This window comes from Trichococcus sp. ES5 (assembly GCF_900067165.1).
Lineage (GTDB): Bacteria > Bacillota > Bacilli > Lactobacillales > Aerococcaceae > Trichococcus > Trichococcus flocculiformis.
Genome location: NZ_FJND01000011.1, coordinates 49,756 through 68,609, shown reverse-complemented (window position 1 = coordinate 68,609; position 18,854 = coordinate 49,756). Strand labels below are relative to the sequence as shown.

The following is an 18,854-nucleotide window of genomic DNA, read 5'->3' as shown; positions in this document are numbered from 1 at the left end:
CCAGCACATTTATGCACTAGGAATTTGCTTTTTGTTTCTCAAATTTGGGATTCTCTACGCCGCTTACGTATTGTGTTCCTAGTTGTTGAATATTCATTGCTGCAACACGGTCATCGTTTGAGCGATACCCGCATGGACAATGATATTCGTGGTTGTGGGTATCCCGATTGGATTTTTTGATTGTGCCACACTTAGGACAACGCTGACTTGTATACGCGGCGCTTACTTCAACCACCATGGAGCCAACTTTGTTGGCTTTGTAAGTGAGCATTTGCCCTAATTGAAAAAACGCCCACGACACGTGCTCATAGCGTTGTGATTTCGCAACTTGTTCCGTAGCGAAACGCACGCCAATCAAATCTTCCAACACAAATACCGTATCGGAACCATATAGGAAAACGAGTGTCTTAGACAGGCAGTGGTTCACATCTGCCATCCAGCGGTTCTCTCGGCTTTCCATTTTCCGGATACGACGTTTGGAGTTCCTGGTGTTGCGTGCTTGCAAACTACGGCGCAGTTCTTTGTAGTGTCTGCGCTTTTTCAAGACTGCGTTTCCGTTGAAGAAAGTGGTTTTATCTTTTTCGTCATAGGTTGTCACTAATTGACGCAACCCTCTGTCGATTCCGACAACGTGTTTGACGTCTGTCAATTCCATTTCGGCGATTTCTTTTTTTACCGAAATATGCAAGAACCAATGCTTGCCTGACTTGACCAATTTTGCCAAACCAAACGCCCAGGTACCATCAAAATACTCTTCAAAGCCGTTGAGGAAAAAACCGCACTTCACGCGCCCCTTCAGCGTATTGATTGAGAACGTTTTGCCATTATCGACAATGCTCCAATCGCGATTGCGCACTAAATCTGCTTGTGGTTGAGAAAACAGGATGGGGTGCCATAGCCAATTCAAGTCCTTTTGAACTTGCATCCTGCATTCCCGGAAATTTATAACGAGGATTTTGTAGAAACTTAGTAACATCAAGGCTTTAAGAGATTTTTTAGATTGATTCCACCTCGTTATAATCAACATTTATAACAAGGAGGAAAATCCACTGATATCAAGGTTTACAGCCATTCTCGTTACACAATTCGGGAATGCAGGTTGCATGTGTACTGCCTTTCCGTCTCCATCATTTTTACCGCTGTCATATTTGTTGGGACTGCGACGGAGTTGTGTTTGGACGGTTTTGTATCGGGCCGTAACAGTCCGAAAGGTTGATTGGGTCAATTGGGATTTCAAATGGAACCGCTGGCGAACATCATGGTACAAAACTTCGTTTAATTTAATCGAATTTAATTCTAAATCGTGGTGAAAAACATAATCAGATACGTAATTGCATGCCTGCCTATACTGTTCGCAGACTTCTTGAAACGCCAATGCATCTTTGGGGTTCGAGAGCTTCAATTTAACTTTGATCGTTAGACTTAGTTCCACGGAATTTACCACCCTTCAATAACCCTATTATACTACAATCGCAATTGAAAGCATATTAAAAAGAGAACGTAAGTTCGCTTAAAATAAAAGAGGAAGGAGCTCGGAAATCAAGGAGATCTTTTGGTCCGCTGGGCCAATCGGTTTCTCCTCCCACGACTGAAGTCGTGGGTTTCCGAAAACTATAAAAATCATGAAATTTGAAAAAATTCACCATGTCGCAATCATCGCTTCCGACTATGAGGCTTCCAAAGCATTCTACACTGAGGTGTTGGAATTGCCGATCATCCGCGAAAACTACCGGGCGGACAGGGATTCATACAAACTCGATCTCAGGCTGGGGGAGAGCGAAATCGAGCTGTTCTCTTTTCCGAATCCGCCTGAACGCCCAAGCGGTCCGGAATCAGTCGGACTGCGCCATCTTTGCTTCTATGTGGAGGATGTCGAGGCCACCGTGGCGGAATTGAACCGCAAGGGCGTGGAGACCGAGCCGATTCGTCTGGACGACTACACGAACAAGAAATTCACTTTTTTCAAGGATCCGGACGGCTTGCCGTTGGAGCTGCATGAATAAAGCTTAGCTGAAACGGGGAGTGTCTCATTTTGAGGCATTCCCCGTTTTTTCGGCCGTTCTTACCAATATTTCTGGTTGGGGATTCCACGTATATTTCATCCAGCTCCGGTGAGGGTCCCTTCGCCGGAACACAGTGGCAGTAATCAGATTTCAACACCGGCGAGGCCGTCCTCATCGGAGAACGCATGGGAAATGACGGTCCGAACTCCGGCGAAGCCTGCGTTCACCGGAGTAAAGAACAGAAGCCTCCATTCGAGGCGGCGCCTTCTTTTGTTCAAATCGATAATTTGTAAACACAAATTTTAAATAGGTATTTACAATTGAGAGGAAAGGGGTTACAATGTGGAAAAGAGAGTTGGAGGAGGCAACTCAATCATCAATCAGAACAAGCAGAGCAAAAAGTTTAGGAGGAAAAAGAATGGAAAATGCGAAGTGGATTGAACGTTTGAATATGATCGCTTATAGGATCAATGATTTGAAGTATATCATCGCAATCAAAAATGCCTTTTCAATGCTGTTGCCGGTCATCATCACAGGTGCTTTTGCTACTTTGTTTTCGAACATGGTGTTCGATTCGACGAATGGGTTGGCCCAATTTGAGGCTTTACGGTTCTTGGAACAAATGAAACCGATTACACAGGCGATCAACTATGCCACCATGAATCTGATGACGATCGGTGCAGTCTTTTTGATCGGGATTGAAGTCGCTAAACTGAACAAAGTATCCGATCATTTCGCTGGTCTTTTGGCGGTCATCAGTTATATTGCGACCATCCCGACAGCAATCGAAGTTCTCTTTGAAGAGACGCCGGTTCCGGTGACAAATGTCCTTTCCAGCAATTATACAGGGTCACGCGGCTTATTCCTGGGTATGTTCATCGCCATCTTATCCGTTGAACTTTACACCTGGTTGAGCAAACAGGATAAACTGAAAATCACCATGCCTGATACGGTACCTACGAATGTTTCCCGCGGTTTCTCTGCTTTGATTCCGACTATTTTGACGGTTTCACTGATTGCGGCAGGTGCCCATCTGATTTTCATGATCACGGGATTGACTTTGTATGACATCATCTATACGACCATCCAAGCGCCGCTTGCGAAAGTCGTTCAAGGTTTGCCGGGTATCCTGTTGCTGATGTTCGTCTCGCAGATTTTTTGGGTGATCGGGATTCACGGTAACCAAATGATCAAACCGATTCGCGAGCCGATTTTATTGGCTGCGATCGCCGAAAATACAGCCGCTTTTGAAGCCGGCAAGGAAGCTCCGAACATCATCAACATGCCATTCTGGGATATGTACATGAGCATGGGTGGATCCGGCGTTACGATCGGTCTCTTGATCGCCGTCTTCTTGGTTTCGAAACGAGCCGACTTCAAGGAGATCGGCAAACTGTCTGTAGGCCCTGGCCTCTTCAATATCAATGAACCACTTATTTTCGGGATGCCGATCATGCTGAATCCGATCATGGCGATCCCATTCATCTTGACGCCTCTGGTTACAGGTACAATCGGTTACTTCGCGACGGCAATCGGATTTGCCGGCAAGGCGGTCGTGATGGTTCCTTGGACAACGCCACCATTAATCAGCGGCTATCTTGCGACAGCGGGTAGCCTGGGTGCGGTCGCTACGCAACTGATTTGTATCGCTGTTTCGGTGTTGATCTATCTGCCGTTCGTGAAGGCCAGCAATCGTGCGCTTGCAGTGGGACCAGAAACTGAAAGTAAATCAGAAGTGGCGTCAGCCATCGAATAATGAAAGATTTGAACAGAAAGGGGAATGAGGAATGTTAAAAAATATACCAGAAGGATTCATCTTGGGTGCATCTTCTTCTGCATGGCAGACGGAGGGCTGGAAGGGCAAAAAAGAGGGGCAGGATTCCTACCTGGACATGTGGTACAAAGAGGAGCCTTTCGTATGGCATGAAGGCTATGGACCGGCTGGAGCTACCTCGTTCTATGACCGCTACAACGAAGATGTGGCCTTGATGAAAGAAATCGGTCTGACCCATTACCGTACGTCGATCAACTGGGCGCGTTTCTTTACGGATTACGAAAATTCAGTAGTCGATGAAGATTATGCCCAGCACATCAGCGATGTTGTGGATGCGCTGCTTGATGCTGGAGTAGAGCCAATGCTGTGCCTGGAGCATTACGAAGTCCCTGCCTATCTGATGGAGAAGTACGATGGCTGGAGCTCGAAGCATGTCGTCGAACTCTACGCGAAATATGCCGAAATAGCGTTCGAACGCTATGCCGACCGCGTCAAAAATTGGTTCACTTTCAACGAACCGGTTGTCATCCAGACGCGCATCTACCTCGATGCCATCCGTTATCCGCATGAACAGGATACGTCGAAATGGATGCAATGGAATTTCAACAAGGTGATCGCTACGGCACGGGCAGTCCAAATTTTCCATGAAAAAGGCTACAACGGCCAGATCGGAGCCATCCTCAATCCGGAGGTGACCTACGCGCGTTCCTCATCACCGGCTGACCAAAAAGCCGCCCGGATGTATGACCTGTTGTATAACCGCATTTTTTTGGATCCGTTGGTGAAGGGGGAGTATCCCGACGAGTTGTTTGATGTGCTCACAAAGCACGAGATCCCGTTTGAATATTCCGAAGAGGAACTGCTCATCATCAAAGAAAATACGGTGGACTATCTCGGAATCAATCTGTATTTCCCGAAACGGGTCCGGTCCCCGCGTTACGAGTGGAACAAGGAGACGCCTTTCCATCCGGAATATTATTATGAAGAGTTTTCCTTGCCGGGCAGAAGGATGAACACTTCGCGCGGTTGGGAAATCTACCCGCAAATCATGTATGATATGGCCATGCGCCTGAAATCTGAATACGGAAATATCCCGTGGTTCATCGCGGAAAGCGGGATGGGCATCGAGCAGGAGGAGCGCTTTGCGGACAGCAAGGGCACCATTCAGGACGATTACCGCATCGCTTATATCACTGAACATTTGAATTCCTTGTTGGATGCAGTCAAAAACGGAGCGAACTGCAAGGGTTACATGCTCTGGGCCTTCACCGATTGTGTCTCGCCGATGAATGCCTTTAAGAACCGCTACGGACTCGTGCGGATCGATCTGGAGGATGACCTGAAGCGTTCCCTGAAGCAGTCGGGCTATTGGTACCGGGATCTTATCCAAAGCAAGCGAATCGAAGTGGCCGAGCACACATATAAGTAACCGTTGTTTTTCCTGTTGCATAATGGCCAGTTGTCTATGTTATAATCAACAAGGAGAGATTTGTAAATACAAATTTTCGTATCACGTAGATAAGTGGTGAAGGACATGGCAAAATACAAAGAAGTCGCGAATGAAATCAGAAAACGGATTAAAAGCGGAATGTATAACTCCGAAGAAAAGATTCCCGATCAGGAGTCCCTGGCGAAGGAGTTCGGCACCAGCCGCGTGACGGTGAAGAAGGCGCTGGATCTGCTGAGTGTCGCTGGATTGGTGTACACAATCCAAGGTTCAGGGACCTATGTGAAGAAAAACGCGGTCAATCTGGCAGAGCAGAGCATCCAAATCGGTCAGAATGTCGGCTTGACCGCTGCGGCCGGCGAACGATTGGAACTGAATACGGAAGTGCTGGACTTCAACGTCCGCTTCCCGGATGAGGAAGAGTGCAACCAACTGAGCATCACGAAGGAAGAACCCGTATATGACATCAAACGCTTGCGGATCCTGGATGAAAAACCGTATTCTTTGGAGCATACGATCATCCCGATTGCGCTGGCACCGAACATTACGAAGGACATCCTGAACCGCTCCCTCTATGACTATCTCCAAGGGGATTTAGGGATTGTTTTCGGCGACAACCGGCAGACAGTCCGCGCGGTCAAACCGGACGATAACGACAAGCAATATCTGCATTGTTCCAATGAGGATCCGGTCCTTGAAGTCAGCAAGGTCATGTTCCTTGAAAGAGGGACGCCATTGGAATATTCTGTCGTGCATCACCGCTATGACATGGTCGAGATGTCCTTCATCAACGTCAGCCGGGACGGACTATTGGGATAGCTTTTACGGACAGCGAGGTTGCGCGGCGACTTTCGTTGTCCGTAATTGCTAGGAATAAAGTATTCAGAATCCAAAAGTGCATCACCGTAGGTGCCTCAAGGGATTTCAAAATATTCTGTGCATCCAAAAAAGTTGTCCAGCTTCGCGGGTTAGCCCTTCGGAAATTAGATAAATCTGACCCATTGCGCTCTACGATGCTCATTCAGGGCCAGATTTCCTAAATTTCTTTCAGGGCTGAACGAACCCGTTCAGCTTTTCGCGTAAAAGCTTTGCGTTACAATAATGAAAACGCTATACTAGATATATTAACTTGTTGAGGTGATGACATGTATCAACCGGCACAAAACAGATATGACAAAATGATCTATAACCGCGTAGGCAACAGCGGTCTGAAACTGCCTGCCATTTCCCTAGGGCTTTGGCATAACTTCGGCGAGGTGGATCTGTTCGACAATTCGCGCAAAATGGTCCAACGCGCCTTCGATCTGGGGATCACCCATTTCGATCTGGCGAACAACTACGGTCCGCCTCCGGGCAGCGCGGAAGAAACTTTCGGCAAGATTTTGAAGAAGGACTTCCTGCCTTACCGGGATGAGCTGATCATTTCCAGCAAGGCCGGCTATGATATGTGGCCCGGTCCATACGGGGAATGGGGCTCCAAAAAGTATTTGACGGCGAGCCTTGATCAAAGTCTGAAACGGATGGGGCTTGATTATGTGGATATTTTTTATTCGCATCGTCCGGATCCTGAAACACCATTCGAAGAAACTGCGCAAGCATTGGATCTGATGGTCCGTCAAGGAAAAGCTCTGTATATCGGCATCTCCAACTATTCTGCGGAGCAGACTGCTGAAATTGCAGCCATCTTCAAAGATCTTAAGACGCCGTTCATCATCCACCAACCGGCCTACAATATGTACAATCGTTGGATCGAGGATGGGCTGCAGGATGTTCTGACGGCCAATAAGTTGGGAACCATCGCCTTCAGTCCGTTGGCGCAAGGCATGCTGACCGATCGCTATTTGCATGGCATTCCGGAAGATTCACGTGCCGGCAGACCTTCTTCTCCGTTCTTGAACGCGGAGCGGGTGCAGGAAACCATCGAGAAATCACGCGCTTTGAATGAAATCGCGCAAAGACGCGGCCAAACATTGGCTGAGATGGCCGTTGCTTGGATTCTCCGCGATGGGAAAGTCACAAGCGTGTTGATCGGCGCCAGCCGAGTGAGCCAAATCGATGATAACGTAAAAGCGTTGGAAAACCTTGACTTCACCAATGAAGAATTGGATGAAATCGAAGCGGTATTGGCAAAATAAAAAATAGGAACAGCTTCCCGAAGCGATGCCATGCATCATTCGGGGAGCTTTTTTGCTGACAGGCTGATGTATCTGCTCCAGTGTACAGGCATCGTGAACAGAAAATAGTATTACTATTTTGCAGAAATCTGCTTGCAGACAATCAGAATGTTGGGTAAAGTGGATAAGTATGCCCGGATTGTTCATCAGCATCAAGCCAATCGGGCAAGCATCTTTATTCATAGAAAGGGGAAGTTATATGACAGACAGAAGAAAGGGACAGATCGGACTTATTTTTGTGACGATGATATGGGGTTCAGGTTTCGTCGTGAGCGCCATATCTTTGGAGTATTTTTCCCCATACCAAATATTGACCATGCGTTTTTTGTTGGCATTCATACTGATGGGGGCAATTTTTTTCGGCCAGCTGAAGCATGCGACCAAAAAGACCTATCTCAAAGGCATCGGCCTCGGAACCATCCTTTACTTGGCTTTCTTGTTTCAGACGGTAGGTCTTGTATATACGACACCTTCGAAGAACGCTTTCCTTACCGCCTTCAATGTCGTATTGGTGCCGTTCATAGGCGCATTGTTCTTCAGAAGGAAAGTTACAGCCCCGGCCATCGTGGGCGCGCTGTTGTCGATCGGCGGCATCGCCGTCATTTCCCTTACCGACTTCCACAGTGTAAACTTCGGGGATATGCTGACGCTGGTTTGCGCTCTGTTGTTCGCCTTGCAGATCATCTTCACAAACCGGTTCGTGCTGGGTGAAAACATTTATGCATTGACCACCATCCAGATGGGCACTGCCACTCTCTTAGGGGTGCTCGTATCGCTCGTAAGGGGAGAATTTTTGTTTCCGGCAGCCGCGGAAGGCTACTTTTCCATCATTTATTTGGGGACGGTCAGCACTATGCTTGGCTTTCTGATCCAAACGGCCTCGCAGCAGTTCACCAAAGAAACGGAAACAGCCATCATCCTGTCGCTGGAAGCCGTGTTCGGGATGGTCGCTTCAGCACTTTTTCTGAAGGAAGAGATCACGTTGCGGATGCTTATCGGAGCAGCTTTGATATTGGCTGGCGTATTGGTCGTGGAACTGAAACCGAAGCAAGAAAAAGTGGATGCACCATTCGGGGATCTGGATCTGCGGGATTAAATGGTAAGAGCATCAACTGAAATCGAAAACACAGGGGCGTGAATCCTAGCCGGATTCACGCCCCTGTGTTTTCATTTGACGATTCTGAATATTACGGGTATGATGAAGGTGAAATTTTTTACTGAAAAGTAGGTGCAAATATGGCAACATTAAGGGATATAGCTAAAAGGACAGGTTTTTCGATCACAACCGTTTCGCGTGTGTTGAATAATGATCCGACTTTGTCTGTTCCGGAGGAGACGCGGGATCGGATATATGAAGTAGCGACAGATTTGGAATACCGCAAAAAAGTCTCTCGGCCACTCGTCAAAAATGTCGCGCTTTTGTATTGGGTTTCCGATATGGAAGAATTGCAGGATGTCTATTTTAAAACCATGCGTACAGAGTTGATCCGACAAGCGGATAAACAAAATGTCTCGGCGACTGTATTCAAAAGGTCCCAAGGTATCGAGATGATTCCGCAAGACATCAACGGTTTCATTGCAGTGGGTTCGTTCAACAATAAGGAAATCGCTTATCTTGAGACTCTGACAGAAAATGGCGTGTTTTTGGACAGTTCGCCGTATTCGGACATTTATGATGCTGTTCGTCCGGACTTGGATTATATTACCCGGAAAGCAGTCCGTTTTTTCAAGGAGAAAGGCCATAAGGAAATCGGATTTGTAGGCGGTACCTATGTGAATCCAGATACCCATTTGGACGAAATGGATATACGGGAACGATCTTTCCGCGATGAGATGCAACAACAGAATATGCTGGAAGAAGCACATATCTATATCCGTAGGGGATTCTCGTTGGAAACCGGGTATCAGTTGATTGATACAGCCTTGAAGTCTGGGAAAAAACTGCCAAGTGCCATCTTTGCCGCTTCGGATCCCATTGCTGTGGGTGTGCTGCAGGCTCTGAATGAGCATCATGTCCGCATTCCGCAGGATGTCAGTGTCCTGAGCATCAATAATATATCGGTTGCGAATTATGTTTCGCCACCTTTAAGCACATATGCCATTGATATGAAGGAACTTTGCCATACTGCAGTTTCCTTGCTGTTGGAGCAGCTGATCGATAAAAGAGTCATCACAAAAAAGGTACTATTGAACGCTTTTCTTATCGAAAGGAAAAGTACCTAGTCTTACAGATAAGGCGCTTTCGAACATCTGAATAGATGGGAGGGAGCGTCTTTTTTTTGCACAAACAAGTAAAATGTTTTACTAAATAATAAGTGAAAGTTTGTTTACTTTTTTTAGTTCGTTTGGTATTATAATTTCAGTAAAGCGATTACATCTAATAGAGGAGTGTTTCGGATATGAAGAAGAAAGCCTTATTTTTATCACTCAGCAGTGTAGTTTTATTATCTTTGGCAGCGTGCGGTCCAGCCGAGAGTAATTCGGATTCCGCTAATGCAACGGATTCGGCTACTGGCCAAGAGGGGAATTTTGAGGGTCAAACCTTGGTCGTGTGGGAAGACATCGACAAATCAGTTGGTATCGAGGAGGCCATCGCCGAGTTTGAAAGTGAATACGGTGTCACTGTGGAAGTGACCGAAAAAGCATATGGAGGTCAATTGGAGGATCTACGCTTGGACGGACCTGCCGGAACGGGACCGGATGTATTCACGATACCAGGAGATCAAGTCGGAACTGCTGTAGTTGAAGGCTTGCTTAAAGAGTTGACAGTAGAAGAGGATGTTCAGAATCTCTATACAGATGTAGCTTTGGAGTCGCAGATGGTTGATGGAAAACTTTACGGATTGCCGAAAGTCGTCGAAACGACCATTCTTTATTACAACAAAGATCTTATTTCTGAAGCGGAAGTGCCTACGAATATCGAAGAATGGTATGAACTTTCGAAAACAGCGACAGCGGATGGACAATACGGATTGCTGGCTTTATGGGATCAGATTTATTATGCGCAAAGCGTAATCGGTGGCTATGACGGCTATATTTTTGCTAAAGATACAGACGGGAAATATGACACAGCCGATATCGGTTTGAATACGGATGGTGCGATCGAAGCGGCTTCCTATATCCAAAAATGGTATGAAGAAGGGTTATTCCCATCCGGTATGATCGGAGAGCAAGCCATCAATGTGTTGGATTCCTTGTTCAGTGAAGGGAAAGCGGCAGCTGTTATTTCGGGGCCATGGAATCTGGAGCCATTTTCCAGTGCCGGCATTGATTATGGTGTCTTGCCTTTGCCGGAATTGCCGAACGGAAATCCTATGAGTGCCTTTGTTGGCGTGAAAAGTTACAACGTGAGCAGCTACTCAAAAAACTCGGAATTGGCAGAGTTATTCATCGAATTTATCACAAATGAAGAAAATTCGCTTCGCCGTTACGAAACAACCAAAGAAGTACCGGCTGTGAAATCTCTGGCTGAAGGGGATGCCTTGGCGGATGATCCTGCAGCCCAAGCAGTCGCACAGCAAAGTCTGCATTCGGAATTGACACCGAATGTGCCTGAGATGAATGAAGTTTGGTCTCCTGCGGATGCGGCACTACAAACCATCGCTACCGGAAAAGCAAAACCGAAGGAAGCATTGGATCAGGCTGTAGAAACGATCAAAAATCAAATCGAAGCGAACCATGGCGGACAATAAGCAATCCGGCACATAAAGAAAATGAGGTGAGAAATATTGAATCATAGTAAAACGGCAGCTGTCCTCTCTCTTACCGGGAGGGGGGCAGTTTTACAATAAACAGTGGCTTAAGGGCCTGCTCTATCTGATTGCGACAGTAAGCTTCGCCTTTGCTTTTGGAGATCTTTTGAATATTGGCTTATGGGGCATCGTCACCTTAGGAGAACAAATCCCGCGCGATAACTCGGTGTTTTTATTGGCTGAGGGCATTTTGGCAATCATCATCCTTTTCTTTGGAGTGACCCTTTACTGGTTGAACATACGGGATGCCTACAAAAATGGCCAAAGAAGAGATCTTCAACTGCCGGTTACCTCGTTAAGAGAGAGTTATCTCAATCTGGTTGAGCAAGGATATCCCTATGTCATCAGCGGTCCGGCAATCCTGTTGCTTATATTTGCGGTCATCTTTCCGATCATGTTCAGTTTTGCGTTGGCTTTCACCAATTATGACCTATACCACAGTCCGCCGGCGCATTTATTTGATTGGGTGGGATTCAAGACCTTCGCGAATATTTTCACTGTCGATATTTGGCGTTCCACCTTCTTTGATGTCTTGGGTTGGACCGTTGTCTGGACCTTGCTGGCTTCAACATTGCAGATCACTATCGGAGTATTTTTGGCTGTAGTGGTGAATCAAAAGGATTTGAAGTTGAAACGCTTCATTCGGACCATGTTCGTTTTGCCCTGGGCAGTGCCCGGGTTTGTGACGATTTTGGTGTTTGCCGGCATGTTCAATGATAGCTTCGGAGCAATCAACAACGATATCTTGGCTTTCTTCAGTATCAGTCCGATCCCTTGGATGACCGATGCGTTGTGGACAAGGGTAGCTCTGATCCTTATTCAAGGCTGGCTGGGTTTTCCTTATATATTCATCGTCACGACCGGCATTCTGCAGTCGATTCCGGAGGATCTTTATGAAGCAGCAGTCATTGATGGGGCGACGTCATGGGATAAATTCATGAACATCACGCTGCCTGTGATACTGACTTCGATGGCACCGACGTTGATTACGCAGTACACCTTCAACTTTAATAACTTCAATATCATCTATTTGTTCAATGGTGGAGGACCAGCGACTCCCGGCTCTACGGCGGGGGGGACGGACATTCTTGTGTCTTGGATCTACAAATTAACGATGCAGTCCAGCCAATATGCTTTGGCTGCGGCGCTCACGATCCTGTTGTCTGTTTTTGTCATCGCGATTGCCATGTGGCAGTTCAGAAAATCCAATTCGTTTAACCAAGAGAGGAGATAAGTATGAAGACGACAAAAAATCGCAGATATGCACGCTTATTCTTTTCCTACCTGATCATTGCATTCTTTGTTGGGATCATTGCCTACCCTCTTTTGTGGACGGTGGGCGCCAGTTTTAATCCTGGGAACAGCCTGATCAGCACAAGTATGTTTCCGGAAAATCCAACACTGGACCATTATCGGGAACTCTTCGCCGGCAAGAAAAGCTTGCCTTATGGGACCTGGTATTTGAATTCCCTTAAGATCAGTCTTTTTACGATGATCGGAACAGTCATCAGTGTGAGTCTGACGGGTTACGCATTCTCGAGATTCCGTTTCAAAGGAAGGAAAAACGGGCTGACGCTGTTTCTGTTGCTGCAGATGATTCCGCAATTTTCGGCCTTAGTCGCGATATTCGTGTTGGCGCAATTGCTGGGGCTCGTCAACAGTCATGTGCTGCTGATCCTGTTGTACATCGGTGGACAGATTCCCATGAATACCTATCTGATGAAGGGCTACATGGATACGATTCCGTATGATCTGGACGAAAGCGCGCGTATTGACGGCGCGAGCCATACAAAAATATTTATCGACATCATTCTGCCGCTGTCCAAACCGATGATCGCGGTGGCGGCCATGAATGGATTTACGGGACCGTTGGGGGATTTCGTCATTTCCTCGACGATATTAAGGAAGACGGAGGCGTATACGTTGCCGATCGGACTCTATAATTTAGTCAATGACGTGATGGGGGCCAGTTACACAACGTTTGCGGCAGGTGCCATTTTGATCAGCTTACCTGTAGCAATCATCTTCATACTGTTGCAAAAGAACTTTGTATCCGGTCTGACCGCAGGCGGTACGAAAGGTTAATCTTATTAAAGGAGTTTTCGACTATGGCAATGAGAAAATACGTCACCAAGAAGAAACAATTTCTTCATGGTGGTGATTACAATCCGGATCAATGGCTGGATCGACCGGATATACTGGCGGAAGATTTGGAATTTATGCGTCTTTCCAAAACAAACACATTTTCCTTAGGGATATTTGCATGGAGCGCTTTGGAACCGCGTGAAGGCGAGTATGATTTTGGTTGGCTGGATGATCTTTTTGAAAAAATCCATAACAATGGCGGCAACATCATTTTGGCCACCCCAAGTGGGGCAAAACCAAGCTGGATGGCAAAAAAATATCCGGAAATCCGCCGGGTCACAAGCAAACGCGAACAGGAACTTCAAGGGCGGCGGCATAACCATTGTTTCACAGCGCCTGTTTATCGTGAAAAGACGGCCCAAATGAACCGGAAATTGGCTGAGCGGTATGGGAAACATCCGGCTTTATTGATGTGGCATGTTTCGAATGAATACGGTGGAGAATGCCATTGCGACTTATGCCAAACTGCATTCCGCGGCTGGCTGAAAGAGAAATACGGAGATGATCTGGAAAAACTGAACCAAGCTTGGTGGACCAGCTTCTGGAGCCATCGTTACCAAGAGTGGGATGAAATCGAATCGCCTTCACCTTTAGGGGAGCATGAGATGCACGGCTTGGTTCTCGATTGGCGACGTTTTGTCACGGACCAGACGATCGCTTTCTACGAAAACGAAGCGAGCCCCTTGCGAGAATTGACGCCTGATGTGCCGATCACGGTCAATTTTATGGCGGACACCGACGAGCTGATTCCATTCCAAGCATTGGATTACAGCAAATTCGCTGAACATGTCGATGTCATCAGCTGGGATGCCTACCCGGCTTGGCATAAAGAAGGCGTCACGACAGCGGATTTGGCGATGCGGGTCGGGTTTGTCGATGATTTGTATCGGTCGTTGAAACAACAACCCTTCCTCTTGATGGAATCAACCCCTAGCGGCGTCAATTGGCATGGTGTGAATAAAACAAAACGCCCCGGCATGCATCTCTTGTCATCCATGCAGATGCTTGCGCACGGATCGGACAGCATTCTGTATTTCCAATGGCGAAAATCACGCGGGTCATCAGAAAAATTACATGGTGCGGTAGTGGATCATGACCGTGATCCAAACAATCGTGTCTTCCAGGATGTGACGGAGGTAGGGAACGTGCTGGAACGACTCCAACCTGTTGCCGGCAGCTTCCGTGAGGCAGAAGTGGCTGTCCTTTATGATTGGGACAATCATTGGGCTCTTCAGGAAATTCAGGGCTTCAGCAAGGAAACGTTGCGTTATCCGCAAACGGCGCAAGAACATTACCGCTATTTCTGGGAACAGGATATTCCTGTGGATGTGATCACCGAGAAACAAGATTTTTCGAACTATAAAGTGCTGGTTGCGCCGATGCTGTATATGTTGCCGATAGCCATGCAGGAGCGCTTGAAAGCCTTCGTGGCCGCAGGTGGAACGCTGGTGACCACCTACATCACAGGTATTGTGGATGAAAATGATTTGACTTATTTAGGCGGCTGGCCGGAGATCATGCAGGAAATCTGCGGAGTAAAATTGGGAGAAACGGATACTCTTTATCCATCCGATAGCAATCGGATAACCTATGCCGGGCAGACTTTTGAAGTCAAAGATTACGCTGCTTTGCTTAAGGTAACGGATGGCGAAGTGCTTGCGACCTATCAGGATGATTTTTATAAGGATACGCCAGCTGTGACGAGACATAGCTTTGGAAAAGGCCGAACCTACGTGATAGGTGCCCGCACGGAACAAGCGTTTCATGAAATGCTTTACAGAGAAATTACCGAAGAAGCAGGAATCGGGGCACCTTTCGCTATTGAACATGAGAAGGGCGTTTCTGTACAAGTACGGACTGCGGATGAGGAAGCATATGTATTTGTGATGAACTTTACGGAAGAAGAACAGACGATCCTTTTGCCCTTCGAACTCGAAGACATGCTTACGCAGCGGAAAGAAGACGGACAAGTCAGATTGGAAAAGTATGCTGTAAGAGTATATGTTCATAAGGGGATATAAATTGAAAGAGGCTGGGATGCGTTGATCCCAGCCTCTTTCAATTTTCTGTCAGGAAGACTTAAGCCTTCTTTTGCTTGTGACTTGCTTATTGTCAGGCCTGTACTTCAAACTTATAGATCGTTTCAGCCGAATAAACTTCACCCGGTCGGAGTACAATATCGCCGAAGCCTTCTTGATTGATGGCATCAGGCAATGCCTGCGTTTCCAAGGTGATGCCAGCGTACTGGATGACCGGACTGCCGGCAATCGTGTACTTATCGATAGCGCCGTTGTGCATAAAGATCACGACACAATCCTGATCCGTATACATTTTGACGCTTCGACCGGATTCTGCATCGCTCAGGACCGCATCAGGCTTTCCAGTATCGTGCTGCAGCAGGAAAGGGTGATCGAAACCGGCAACTTTTTGGGTCTGTGGGTGGCTCTGTTCAGCGGCAATCGCAAGTTTTCCTCCGTCGCGGAAATCAAAAGGGGTCCCTTCCGCCGGCAGCAACGCCCCGGTAGGAAGATTTCCGTCGCCCAATTCGGCAAAAACCGCGCTGTTCAGTTGCAGCTCGTGCTGCAGAATCGGCTTGTTGATGTCTCCGCTCAGGTTGAAATAGACATGGTTGGTCGGGTTGAACAAAGTTGGTTGATCCGTCGTTGCCCGATAATCAATTTTCCATTCGTTCTCAACAGTAAGCGTATAGCTGACCGTTACCGAAAGTGTCCCGGGATAGCCATTGGCGCCGTCCGCATCGGTAGTCGTGAAATGGATGCTGGCTTCATCAGCGGAAGCCTCGATTTCCGCATCCCAAACATGCGTGTCCAATCCGGCGGGGCCACCATGGAGTTGATTTTCTTCCTCGTTCACAATCAATTGATGCCTTTTTCCATCCAAATCGAATGATCCCTTTGCGATGCGTCCGGCAATCCGGCCGATTGTGGCTCCGTAATACGGGCGATGCGTCACGTAATCGTCCAATGAATCCATCGCCAAAATCACATTCTCACTCTTTCCGTTTTTGTCCGGCATCATCAGTTCCGTGATGGTGGCGCCATAGGTCATTGCTGTAAGGGAGATGCCGTTGGGATTCGTCAAGGTATAGGCAACGACATCTTTTCCGTGAGCTTGGCCGAGTATTGTTTCAGATACTTTCATTATTTTTCCACTCTCCTAGTTGCGTAGTTGCAGATAGATCAGTCAATCTGCTATTTTTTTAAAGTATATTATCGTCTCCTTTTCATTGTAAGCGTTTAAATTTCGTAAAGCAACAAAAAAAGTAAAAAAAAATTCAAATTAAGTAAATATTTACTGAAGGCGTTTGCGCCATCAGGGAAATGTTGAAATTCAGAGGAAAATGCCAGAAAAACGTGATTCCGCCAACTGAAAGCGTTATAATAGGAAAAGGTGCGAGCGTGCTCTTTCAGGACAAATCGGATGGATATCAAATGTACTCCGATGATGGCGACGCACACGAAAACTAACTAATTGGAGTGAGAAATTTATGCTAGTAGGTGGAATTGAAGCAGGCGGAACAAAATTTGTGTGCGCCGTCGGAAACGAAAATAATGAGTTATTGGAACGGGTTGCATTCCCGACGACTACGCCGGAAGAAACATTGGCGCAGGTATTTGCTTTTTTTGATCGTTTTGACTTAGCTGCAATCGGAATCGGTTCCTTCGGGCCGATTGACGTCAATAAAGACTCGGAAACATATGGATATATTCTTTCTACACCAAAGTTGGCGTGGAAGGATTTTGATTTTCTTGGCGCTATGAAGGAGCGTTATGCAGTTCCGATGGGGTGGACGACGGATGTGAATGCCGCTGCCTTGGGTGAATCCGCGTTAGGTGCCGCTAAAGGATTAAAGAACATGATGTATATCACGATCGGTACGGGCGTGGGCGCCGGTGCGATCGTGGACGGAAAAATTTTGGAAGGCATCGGTCACCCGGAAATGGGTCACATACTGGTGCGTCCGCACGAGGCTGACCATTATGCCGGGTTCTGTCCATATCATGGAAATTGCCTGGAAGGCATGGCAGCTGGTCCTTCAATCGACGGACGACTAGGTAAAGCCGGCAAAGATGTTGCGCCTACCGATGCGGTCTGGGATTACATCGCTTATTACATAGGTCAAGCTTTGGAAGCCTACACGGTTATCCTGCGTCCGGAGCGCATTGTCTTGGGCGGGGGTGTCATGAAAGTGCCGGGGATGCTTGATAACATCAAGGCTAAATTTACGACGCTGCTTGCCGATTATGTGCCGGTTCCGGCAGTCGATGATTACTTGGTGACGCCAGGATTGATCGATGATGCCGGCATCACCGGGGCGCTCATTTTGGCGAATGAGATGAAAGGGTAAACGATAACCGATCAGACCGAAAAAAGGGAGAGTGTATTGGATGAAAATCAAATGGGCAATACTTGGAACAGGGACTATCGCAACGGAGTTCGCTTCCCATTTTCAAGCGGACAATGCGGAATTGATCGCGGTAGCCTCCCGATCCAAAGAAAAGGCACAAGGATTTGCCGAACAGTATGGTATTCCCGCTTATTATGACGATTATATGGAACTGCTGGCGGATGAGGCGGTAGACGCTATTTACATCGCCTTGCCGCACAGCCATCATCATCAATGGATCAAGGCCAGTCTGGAAGCCGGCAAGCATGTCCTTTGCGAGAAAGTCATCACAGTCAACAAAATCCAGTTGGATGAACTTGTCCAGTTGGCTGAAGAAAAGGGGCTCTATTTAGCCGAGGCCATGACCATTTACCATATGCCGCTTTACCGCAAGCTAAAGGAATGGATTGCAGAGCAAGACTTAGGACCATTGAAGATGATCCAAGCCTCTTTCGGAAGCTTCAAGGACACGGATCCATCTGTTTATTATTTCAATAAAGAATTAGCGGGTGGCGCGTTATTCGATATCGGGACATATGCCTTGTCATTTGTCCGTAATTTCATGACCAGCAAACCGACTGAAATCATGACGATGGGCAATTTGCACGAATCTGGTGTGGATGAATCCTCAGCAATCCTTCTGCGGAATGCTGAAGCAGAACTTGCGACGGTATCCTTGACTTTCCGGGCGAAAATGCCGAAACAAGGGGTAGTCGCCTATGAAAAGGGATTTTTAACGATTATGGATTATCCGAGGTCGACAAAAGCTATCTTCACTTCTTATGATGGAAAAGTAAGCATCATTGAAGCTGGGGATTCTGCGCAAGCCTTGAACTATGAAGTGGCTGATTTCAGCGAACGCATCCTTAATGGAGCAAAAAATGAAACGCTCACTTACACCGTGGACGTTCTGGAAATCATGGATAAGGTCCGCAAAGACTGGGGTCTAGTCTATCCATTTGAGTAACTAACAGAAACAGGCTGTCTCTCAAAAAAGAGGCAGCCTGTTTGGTGCGTGTGCTGACCGGAGGCGTGCGTGTAATCGCGTTGTTTCCCAGCTTCGGTTAAGGTTTGCTTCGCCGGAGTAGGCGCGAGATGGGGGGATGCGTACCTCCGACGAGCCCTCGTTCGTCGGAGGACAGCTTGCGTCC

The 18,854-nt window shown here is 47.2% G+C and carries 14 protein-coding genes and 1 pseudogene; 13 read left to right on the top strand and 2 right to left on the bottom strand.

Going from position 1 to position 18,854, the window contains the following annotated elements; genetic code table 11:
* Positions 1 to 16: 16 nt before the first annotated feature.
* Positions 17 to 1,432: pseudogene (locus tag TES5_RS09565) on the bottom strand (RNA-guided endonuclease TnpB family protein).
* A gap of 190 nt (positions 1,433 to 1,622) precedes the next feature.
* Between TES5_RS09565 and TES5_RS09555 the strand changes: the two are divergent.
* The 11 genes from TES5_RS09555 to TES5_RS09505 all read left to right on the top strand — a co-directional run bounded on the left by TES5_RS09555 (position 1,623) and on the right by TES5_RS09505 (position 15,316).
* Positions 1,623 to 2,003 carry an SMU1112c/YaeR family gloxylase I-like metalloprotein gene (locus tag TES5_RS09555; protein WP_068561646.1) on the top strand — a complete coding sequence of 127 codons (381 nt, stop codon included), beginning with the start codon at positions 1,623 to 1,625 and terminating at the stop codon, positions 2,001 to 2,003.
* 418 nt (positions 2,004 to 2,421) lie between these two features.
* Complete coding sequence (locus TES5_RS09550) at positions 2,422 to 3,759, top strand: PTS sugar transporter subunit IIC (protein ID WP_068561645.1); 1,338 nt, start codon at positions 2,422 to 2,424, stop codon at positions 3,757 to 3,759.
* Positions 3,760 to 3,790: 31 nt separating this feature from the next.
* Complete coding sequence (locus TES5_RS09545; protein WP_068561644.1) at positions 3,791 to 5,206, top strand: glycoside hydrolase family 1 protein; 1,416 nt, start codon at positions 3,791 to 3,793, stop codon at positions 5,204 to 5,206.
* 105 nt (positions 5,207 to 5,311) lie between these two features.
* The gene (locus TES5_RS09540; RefSeq protein ID WP_068561643.1) at positions 5,312 to 6,043 is read left to right on the top strand and encodes a GntR family transcriptional regulator; all 732 of its coding nucleotides are present in this window, start codon (positions 5,312 to 5,314) and stop codon (positions 6,041 to 6,043) included.
* A gap of 326 nt (positions 6,044 to 6,369) precedes the next feature.
* Positions 6,370 to 7,359: an L-glyceraldehyde 3-phosphate reductase gene (gene mgrA, locus TES5_RS09535; RefSeq protein ID WP_068561642.1), complete on the top strand. Its 990-nt coding sequence runs from the start codon at positions 6,370 to 6,372 to the stop codon at positions 7,357 to 7,359.
* Positions 7,360 to 7,597: 238 nt separating this feature from the next.
* Positions 7,598 to 8,494: a DMT family transporter gene (locus TES5_RS09530; protein WP_068561681.1), complete on the top strand. Its 897-nt coding sequence runs from the start codon at positions 7,598 to 7,600 to the stop codon at positions 8,492 to 8,494.
* Positions 8,495 to 8,634: 140 nt separating this feature from the next.
* Complete coding sequence (locus TES5_RS09525) at positions 8,635 to 9,621, top strand: LacI family DNA-binding transcriptional regulator (RefSeq protein ID WP_068561641.1); 987 nt, start codon at positions 8,635 to 8,637, stop codon at positions 9,619 to 9,621.
* Positions 9,622 to 9,797: 176 nt separating this feature from the next.
* The gene (locus TES5_RS09520) at positions 9,798 to 11,090 is read left to right on the top strand and encodes an extracellular solute-binding protein (RefSeq protein WP_068561640.1); all 1,293 of its coding nucleotides are present in this window, start codon (positions 9,798 to 9,800) and stop codon (positions 11,088 to 11,090) included.
* Between the two features lie 40 nt (positions 11,091 to 11,130).
* The gene (locus TES5_RS09515; protein ID WP_083546470.1) at positions 11,131 to 12,384 is read left to right on the top strand and encodes a carbohydrate ABC transporter permease; all 1,254 of its coding nucleotides are present in this window, start codon (positions 11,131 to 11,133) and stop codon (positions 12,382 to 12,384) included.
* 2 nt (positions 12,385 to 12,386) lie between these two features.
* The gene (locus tag TES5_RS09510) at positions 12,387 to 13,235 is read left to right on the top strand and encodes a sugar ABC transporter permease (protein WP_068561638.1); all 849 of its coding nucleotides are present in this window, start codon (positions 12,387 to 12,389) and stop codon (positions 13,233 to 13,235) included.
* A gap of 29 nt (positions 13,236 to 13,264) precedes the next feature.
* Positions 13,265 to 15,316: a beta-galactosidase gene (locus TES5_RS09505; RefSeq protein WP_068561680.1), complete on the top strand. Its 2,052-nt coding sequence runs from the start codon at positions 13,265 to 13,267 to the stop codon at positions 15,314 to 15,316.
* A 91-nt stretch (positions 15,317 to 15,407) separates the two neighbouring features.
* Here the strand turns inward: TES5_RS09505 and TES5_RS09500 are convergent, their stop codons facing one another.
* Positions 15,408 to 16,457, bottom strand: coding sequence for an aldose epimerase family protein (locus TES5_RS09500; RefSeq protein WP_068561637.1), 1,050 nt, complete (start codon positions 16,455 to 16,457; stop codon positions 15,408 to 15,410).
* Between the two features lie 346 nt (positions 16,458 to 16,803).
* On the opposite strand from TES5_RS09500, the gene TES5_RS09495 reads away from it, so the two are divergent.
* A complete protein-coding gene (locus TES5_RS09495; RefSeq protein WP_068561636.1) occupies positions 16,804 to 17,664 on the top strand; it encodes an ROK family protein in 861 nt (286 codons plus the stop codon).
* 40 nt (positions 17,665 to 17,704) lie between these two features.
* Positions 17,705 to 18,670 carry a Gfo/Idh/MocA family protein gene (locus tag TES5_RS09490; protein WP_068561635.1) on the top strand — a complete coding sequence of 322 codons (966 nt, stop codon included), beginning with the start codon at positions 17,705 to 17,707 and terminating at the stop codon, positions 18,668 to 18,670.
* Positions 18,671 to 18,854: the final 184 nt, after the last annotated feature.

Coding starts and splice junctions, on each gene's coding strand:
- TES5_RS09555 (WP_068561646.1), top strand. CDS start 1,623: ATGAAATTTGAAAAAATTCACCATGTCGCAATCATCGCTTCCGACTAT.
- TES5_RS09550 (WP_068561645.1), top strand. CDS start 2,422: ATGGAAAATGCGAAGTGGATTGAACGTTTGAATATGATCGCTTATAGG.
- TES5_RS09545 (WP_068561644.1), top strand. CDS start 3,791: ATGTTAAAAAATATACCAGAAGGATTCATCTTGGGTGCATCTTCTTCT.
- TES5_RS09540 (WP_068561643.1), top strand. CDS start 5,312: ATGGCAAAATACAAAGAAGTCGCGAATGAAATCAGAAAACGGATTAAA.
- mgrA (WP_068561642.1), top strand. CDS start 6,370: ATGTATCAACCGGCACAAAACAGATATGACAAAATGATCTATAACCGC.
- TES5_RS09530 (WP_068561681.1), top strand. CDS start 7,598: ATGACAGACAGAAGAAAGGGACAGATCGGACTTATTTTTGTGACGATG.
- TES5_RS09525 (WP_068561641.1), top strand. CDS start 8,635: ATGGCAACATTAAGGGATATAGCTAAAAGGACAGGTTTTTCGATCACA.
- TES5_RS09520 (WP_068561640.1), top strand. CDS start 9,798: ATGAAGAAGAAAGCCTTATTTTTATCACTCAGCAGTGTAGTTTTATTA.
- TES5_RS09510 (WP_068561638.1), top strand. CDS start 12,387: ATGAAGACGACAAAAAATCGCAGATATGCACGCTTATTCTTTTCCTAC.
- TES5_RS09505 (WP_068561680.1), top strand. CDS start 13,265: ATGAGAAAATACGTCACCAAGAAGAAACAATTTCTTCATGGTGGTGAT.
- TES5_RS09500 (WP_068561637.1), bottom strand. CDS start 16,457: ATGAAAGTATCTGAAACAATACTCGGCCAAGCTCACGGAAAAGATGTC.
- TES5_RS09495 (WP_068561636.1), top strand. CDS start 16,804: ATGCTAGTAGGTGGAATTGAAGCAGGCGGAACAAAATTTGTGTGCGCC.
- TES5_RS09490 (WP_068561635.1), top strand. CDS start 17,705: ATGAAAATCAAATGGGCAATACTTGGAACAGGGACTATCGCAACGGAG.